Origin of the sequence: Moorena sp. SIO3B2 (assembly GCF_010692525.1) — a bacterium.
GTDB lineage: Bacteria > Cyanobacteriota > Cyanobacteriia > Cyanobacteriales > Coleofasciculaceae > Moorena > Moorena producens.
In genome coordinates this window covers 1-6,345 of sequence record NZ_JAAHHE010000340.1, presented here as the reverse complement: position 1 = coordinate 6,345, position 6,345 = coordinate 1, and the positions used below count along the sequence as shown (strand labels likewise).

Annotated in this window: 8 protein-coding genes; 3 read left to right on the top strand and 5 right to left on the bottom strand. The window is 43.2% G+C overall.

The genetic code is table 11. The features are described 5' to 3' along the window. Positions 1–129: peptidase inhibitor family I36 protein (locus tag F6K38_RS43690; RefSeq protein ID WP_353737244.1), on the top strand; the 129-nt coding region annotated here is incomplete at its 5' end. Between the two features lie 262 nt (positions 130–391). Here F6K38_RS43690 and F6K38_RS33035 read toward each other — a convergent pair. Both F6K38_RS33035 and F6K38_RS33030 read right to left on the bottom strand, forming a co-directional pair. Then, a complete protein-coding gene (locus tag F6K38_RS33035; protein ID WP_008188934.1) occupies positions 392–1,423 on the bottom strand; it encodes a pentapeptide repeat-containing protein in 1,032 nt (343 codons plus the stop codon). A 30-nt stretch (positions 1,424–1,453) separates the two neighbouring features. Then, positions 1,454–1,636 carry a hypothetical protein gene (locus F6K38_RS33030; RefSeq protein WP_161603195.1) on the bottom strand — a complete coding sequence of 61 codons (183 nt, stop codon included), beginning with the start codon at positions 1,634–1,636 and terminating at the stop codon, positions 1,454–1,456. Positions 1,637–2,511: 875 nt separating this feature from the next. Between F6K38_RS33030 and F6K38_RS33025 the strand changes: the two genes are divergently transcribed. After that, positions 2,512–3,771, top strand: coding sequence for a serine/threonine protein kinase (locus F6K38_RS33025; RefSeq protein WP_008188935.1), 1,260 nt, complete (start codon positions 2,512–2,514; stop codon positions 3,769–3,771). A gap of 16 nt (positions 3,772–3,787) precedes the next feature. Here F6K38_RS33025 and F6K38_RS33020 read toward each other — a convergent pair whose 3' ends face one another. Together F6K38_RS33020 and F6K38_RS33015 are read right to left on the bottom strand one after the other, a co-directional pair. Further along, positions 3,788–4,183: a hypothetical protein gene (locus F6K38_RS33020; RefSeq protein ID WP_008188937.1), complete on the bottom strand. Its 396-nt coding sequence runs from the start codon at positions 4,181–4,183 to the stop codon at positions 3,788–3,790. Positions 4,184–4,525: 342 nt separating this feature from the next. Then, positions 4,526–4,912, bottom strand: coding sequence for a hypothetical protein (locus F6K38_RS33015; protein WP_008188938.1), 387 nt, complete (start codon positions 4,910–4,912; stop codon positions 4,526–4,528). A 164-nt stretch (positions 4,913–5,076) separates the two neighbouring features. Between F6K38_RS33015 and F6K38_RS33010 the strand changes: the two genes are divergently transcribed. Continuing rightward, complete coding sequence (locus F6K38_RS33010; protein WP_008188939.1) at positions 5,077–5,298, top strand: helix-turn-helix domain-containing protein; 222 nt, start codon at positions 5,077–5,079, stop codon at positions 5,296–5,298. 82 nt (positions 5,299–5,380) lie between these two features. Here the strand turns inward: F6K38_RS33010 and F6K38_RS33005 are convergent. Continuing rightward, positions 5,381–6,345 (bottom strand): hypothetical protein (locus tag F6K38_RS33005; protein ID WP_287359323.1); only part of this gene is annotated, 965 nt, incomplete at its 5' end.

Here is a 6,345-nt window from a genome sequence, read left to right as displayed (position 1 = left end):
ACCCGTCACTCTAAGAGTGCTTGGTTTTGTGTTTGGGGTGATGCAGGTGGCTCTGGGACTAGATATGATTTTGACGGGAGTGAAACTGGAAGCGATCGCACTGAAATTTCTTCTAGGGTTGTAACATAATCGGCGTTGCTGATTCTGAGTATGGTTTCGCCCCCCTAGCCCCCCAATTCTGGGGGGAAAAAAACTCTAAAAGTCCCTTCCGGTGCGCGCCTCCTAGGGCGAGTAAATCGCCCTTGGGTCGCACCGCAAAGTTGGGGGACCCACGGGGGCTTTAAGAAAACCAGATGATCGCGGATTCATTCCTTAATTCAGCAACCCCACATAATCGACCCATAATTACCCGATCTCACCACATACTTCCCATAAATTTCCCTATTCCCGATCACAGACCAAGCTGTTGTCGCAACGCATCGGGCATATTCTCGGCTTTGTCCAAACCTGTAGCATTTTTCCACTTCGTCTGTCGATTCCAAGAGATGCCTTCAAGGTTAGCACTAGTTAGATCTGCACCAGTCAAGTCCATACCATTAAGGTTTGCATCTGTGAGATCTGCACCACTGAGGTCCGCATGTTTGAGGTTTGCACCATTGAGCTTTGCATATCTGAAATCTGAACCAGTCAGGTTCGCACTAGTGAGGTCTGCACCAGTGAGATCCGCACCCATGAAGTTGGCACCACTGAGATCAGCATTCCTGAGATCAGCATTCCTGAGCTCAGTAATACTCAGGTTGGTTTTACTGAGGTTCGCTCTAATTAGCAATGCTTTACTAAGCTTGGCTGTATTAAGGTTAGCTCTCGCAAGATTGGCTTTAGTTAGATCAGCTCCCGTAAGATTAGCTCCAGTAAGTTCAGCGTCATTGAGACTAGCTTGATGAAGTATAGCATTCGCCAAGTCAATGTCAATCAAATCGGCATTTGGGGCATCCAGCCCCCTCATGGAAACACCATAGTTGTTCAAAACCTCAAGGGCTTTTACTCTGGCATGACTAGTAGCTACTCCTGCTCCTGCGGCATTATCGACAATTTGCCATGCCTCATAGATTATCCTTTTTCTGCGCTCTAGACCTTCAAGCATGTAAAGAGACGCTCCAAATAAAAGAGCGAAACCTTCAAGATTTTGCACTTTAGAGACGAACAATAGTTGCTTTACCAAACAAAACCCGTCTGAATCTTGAGGTGAGCAAACTTGTTCGGTTTCAGTTGTCTTTGGCTCCAATGACGTTTCAGTTGTTTTTGGTTCGAATAACGTTTTAGTTATTTTTTGCTCCAATACACTTAATCCCACTAGAAAGAAGTAAGCAATAATGAAGGAAAGCACTACACGAAGCCAGATATTGCTTAGATACTTTTCGCTTTTGGGAACCACTACACGAAGCCAGACATTCCTTAGACGCTTGTTTAATAAGCCAATCACCTGTATCCTTATTTACTAAAAGTCCTGATCTTATTTGCAGTATATAGCAGGTCTTAATTGAGAGAGGTAATTTCGTCCTAGGTTGCGCGGGAGTAGGGAGTAGGGAGTAGGTAACTTCGGAATAGCTATACAGCTTTGGCAAAAGGCATTGCCACCATGAGCAACTGCCGTGGTTTCCCATGAGCAACTTCCCGTTGAGATTGGTTTTAGCACTTTTGGCTTATTTGAATTGGTCAATACATGAGTGCGTATTGTTATAATATGCTATAAGCAAAATAGTATCCCCCCCTGCGCCCGCGCCCCATAATTTGGTGAAAGGGTATTGCAGCTGTTACCCCCTTATAGATTGGGGGATGGGTACCTTGGGTGGAATTTTGCAGGTGGCGCTCTAGCCATCAGAATGCCTGGGAATTTGTCCTGCTTAACAAGGGATAGCTCCTGAAGGGCATCGGGAGCAGGTCAAAGTTGGCTAAAAAATCAACTATATATAGAGTTTTTCGTTCTTATGAGGGACAATCAGTGTCTTGATGCAGTCGGCCAAAGGGTGAAACCCTCAGCATAGGGCTGCATCCCTACTCTGTGTTACGAAGTCTCTGCTCCGATTAACCCACCACAAAAGCACCTCAACCAATTGAGAAATGCTATAAGTGACATACTCCCAAGGCACCTGATGATTTAGAGATGATTTCAAGTTAACTTATTTTGTCCTAAGCTAAGCTGATCTAGCTGGAGCAGTATCTTAGACCCTAGGGTAATACCGAACAGCCACAAAAGATGGTTGTTATGGTCTAACTATTTATGTATTTCACTCAGGGCAAACGCATCTAAAATTATAGAAGCCTTACTCAGAAGCAATGCAGCGCTTTAATCAGGGGGTTTCCACCAGTCGCTACTGCATCAAGACAAAAATTTCAAAATTAATCAGCAAAAATTAATCAGCAAAACTACCTATCCTATGAATCTCATATCCAGTAGGCATTTCAAAATAAGATGCGTCTACCCTGCGTCCTACCCTAAAGTTAAAAAACGCTAATCATCCACCAAGCTATAAAATTAGCTAAAGCAATTAATTCAATTAAAATAACCCAATGATAAGCTTAGAACCAGGAGATTCTATTAAAGACGGCGACTATACCATCCAACGTGAATTAGGAAAGGGAGGCTTTGGAACGACTTACCAAGCTACTCGTCACTTACCCGATGGTCAGGAAGAGATTGTTGCCATAAAAATTGGAAGAGAAGAACTACCCGATAATCAACGAAGCGAAAGAGAAAAAAAATTTAAAGATGAAGCGCAGCGACTCAACCAATTTAACCATAACCATATTGTTAAATTCATAGAGTACTTCTATGAACCAACAATATATCGTCCTTGCATCGTGATGGACTATATCGAAGGAGAGAACCTACACAGACTCACTCAACCAGGGAATGGAATTCCAGAGGAACAAGCCATCAAATATATTCAGCAAGTTGCCGATGCCTTGACAGCAATGCATAAGGTTAAGTTGATTCATAGAGATGTCAAGCCTAGTAATATTATGGTAAGACATGGAACTGAAGAAGCAATACTGATTGATTTTGGGATCTCCCGGGAATTTGTTCCTGACCGGACAATAGAGCTAACGCGACAATGGTCGGAACGTTATGCTCCACCCGAGCAACAACTACGCCGCTTTAAAGCAGGCCCACCACTTGATATCTATGCCTTATCCGCCACCTTCTATTTCTTGTTAACCGGACGCCAACCAGTTAGTAGCAGAGACCGGGAACATGAATTAAAAAGATATAGAAAAGACCCTCAAAAACAAGATGTGGAAAACTTCGTCACCAACAAAAAATTGAGAATAGCAATTCTCAGAGGTATGGAACTAGATCAACAGCGAAGACCTCAGTCAATCTCAGATTGGCTAAAATTACTAGAGTCTCCAGCAATAATAAGTCTAACTGATAGGTTTAGACCTATTGTTGGATATATATTTAGTTTTAGTATTGAAGCTCAAGTTAAAGTTTTATTGACAATTTATAAACTTATAAAATACAGAGATTTATACAGCTTAGAAAAAGCTATCAATCTATTTGAGCAAAATCAAAACAACTATCAAGGAAACAAAGAATTTGAAGAACTCTTTAGTGAAATAACTCGTAGATATGCTCAAGACGTATTAGCTCTAAGCGGAGAGCCAGGAGTTCGTAAGGGAATTGAAAAGTTGGAAGAAATTCAGCAAAGACTGGAGAATAACTTCGACATTGAAAACCTGCCGGAAGATGATATCATCGCTCAGGAATATAAAGATGTTAGTGCTCTTCTAGAGCAGATGATAAATTCCCGTAACGGTAACAATTAGGATTTTCATGTATTATTTAAATAACAGCCAAAGCAATTATCCCCAATAAAGCCAAAGCTGATACAATTGTAGAAGCACCTTTCTTATCCTGAGATAAATCCTCCTGTTCTTCAATCGGTTCTTTAATAGTTTCCCAGCACGCCTCTCTAATGGTCGCACTCCACTCACTGCCCATTTCTGAAAACCAAAACACATTAGGATCACCAATAAATGGCTGACGGTTAATGGTTTGCTCTTCACGGTTGACGGAAATTGGGTGACGGTTAATGGTTGAGCCTTGACGGTTAATGGTTGGCCTTTGATGATTGGTTAATGGGTGACGGTTATGGTAGTATTCGGACTGATATCGGTAAGTATCAACAATAATTGGTTTGGCCTGATCACCAGTAACGGTATTGTTTTTCTGTGACATCGATTAACACCCGATTCTAAAGGTTAACAAGGTAAGGATTCAGCTAAGGCACTACCTGCTGAATGCTGAGTGCTAATAGCTGATTTCTAAGTATCTATAGACTTATCGGGGTAATCACCAATAGTTATGCAGAAAATTTTCAAGACCAGTAAGCGGTCAGCGGTCAGTGGTCAGGGGTCAGTGGTCAGGGGTCAGTGGTCAGCTTATTTTATTCAAAAGCAGCTCAAGTAGGGTGGCACAGGCTTCCAGCCTGTGACCTAACCCATAAGCTAATAGCTGATCGCTATTAGCTTAGCTGAGAGCTGACAGCTGATAGCTGATAGCTGAACGCTTACCCTAAACCTATCGCCTCAAATTAACATAGCGAGTCAGAATCCGAATGATCTCACCCTCGACAGGGGAAGGAATCGGCGGGGTCCACGCTATGACTTCGGCAAAGCGAAGCACGTGCAATTGGTTAATCACACTCTCAACACCTTTGGGTACACCACAGGCGAGGAGGCGGACTGGGGTTTTGCCCTGAGGGACATCATAGATCGGAGCTTTGATGAGCTCTGGAAGCGATGCAGCGCGGTCTTGGGGGTTTCCCCCATGAGCGACTGCATCAAGACAGGAACGTGGGTTTACCATGTATATATCACCTTGTTTCTTTGGTGGTGGAATAGCGATCGCACAGAGGTTGTCGAGCCATAGAGTGCGATCGCTTTGTGCTGGCGAGGGAATTGCCAATCACTGTAACTGCGTACTTTTATAGTATATCCTATCTTGGCCAGTTTGTCAACACTTTGAGTTTAAAAAAAAATTAGAGAAGTATTATTTTCAACAATTCATGCTGCGAGCGGTTACAATCAAACGTAACGACCGTTTAGTATGGTAAGAGGTTAAACACTAAAGTGGTAATTCACTGGAAATTGGCAGTAGTCATGGCTGAGCGCAACATCAGCAACAAAGACCTAGCTGAGATAATTGGAAAGCATCCTAACTCCGTTTCCAGGCTCAAACGGCATCGCCGTCTACCTAGAATTGACGAAGATATACTCAACTCTCTGTGCAAAGCACTCAAGTGCCAACCAGGGGACTTGATAGTCTATCAAGAGGATGAACAAGACCCCTAAAACGGGAAATTTACCGGTAATCGGAAATCGCAAATCGCAAATCGGTAACCGGTAATCGGTAATTTTCCCTGAGCCTTAGCCATCAGCGCGTTATGGATGGGCCCAAAATATAGGAGCCCCTAGCTGTCTGGTGAATCGTCTCTGCAATTTTTTTAGCCACCTTTTCACTAGTCCAGTAGCTGTCGTGAGCACTGCCACCATTGATTAATGCTAAAAATGTCGATTGTATCGGTTTAGCGACATTTTCTAATAATCCAGAACCGTAGGTAAGTACATCTTCAAGTTTGATCACTTTGTCATACTCATCTACTAATTTGGGTAACACTCCTTCTAGGGGCCAAGCAATGGGATCCCCCGGATGTACAAAGTTTTGCCAGGGTAACGCCACTCCTTGTTGAGTCAGACTTCCCAGTAATTCCTTTAGTTTGGAACTAATATCATGGGTACTCCCCTCTCTGGTGTTGCCAACAATATGGATCAGAGTAAATAGGGCAATCGGTGAACCCATGGTATGAACACTAGCCAGAGGAATAGCACTGTCTTGCTCCGATTCGATGCCCAAAATGCTTTTGCGAATCTCCTGAATACTCTGATGACCAGGTATACTTGGGTCATCCCATCGACTAGCAAACAACACATCAAATAGGATAATCGTTCCCCAACTGTGAGTAACTAGGTGCAAACGATCCTGATCTTGGTATCCTTCCAATCCCTGATAGGCTTGTTTACTCATCTGCTCAATAGCCAGAGAGCTAACATGTCTGCTGAGGTAGAGAGCCCCGTCTCCAACGAATTGTAAGATTTGCTTTTCACGGAAGTCTCTGAACCAGAATTCATTCCACACCTTCGATGCATTCAATGCTGCTACTAGTTCCTTCTCCTGCTCAATTACCACATTCCCCCAGTACAGAGGGATCTTTTTGAGTTGAACGGATGACTCAACATTATTTTGAATCAGATCGAAAAGCTTGTCAGCGTATTGGGGTGTTTCTCGATCTTGGCGAGTATTGACACCATGTATAAACAAAATGTAGTCAGTAGCCACGG

Bases quoted from the DNA above. Each gene is read 5' to 3' on its own strand.
- F6K38_RS33020 (WP_008188937.1), bottom strand. From the start codon at position 4,183: ATGTCACAGAAAAACAATACCGTTACTGGTGATCAGGCCAAACCAATT.
- F6K38_RS33025 (WP_008188935.1), top strand. From the start codon at position 2,512: ATGATAAGCTTAGAACCAGGAGATTCTATTAAAGACGGCGACTATACC.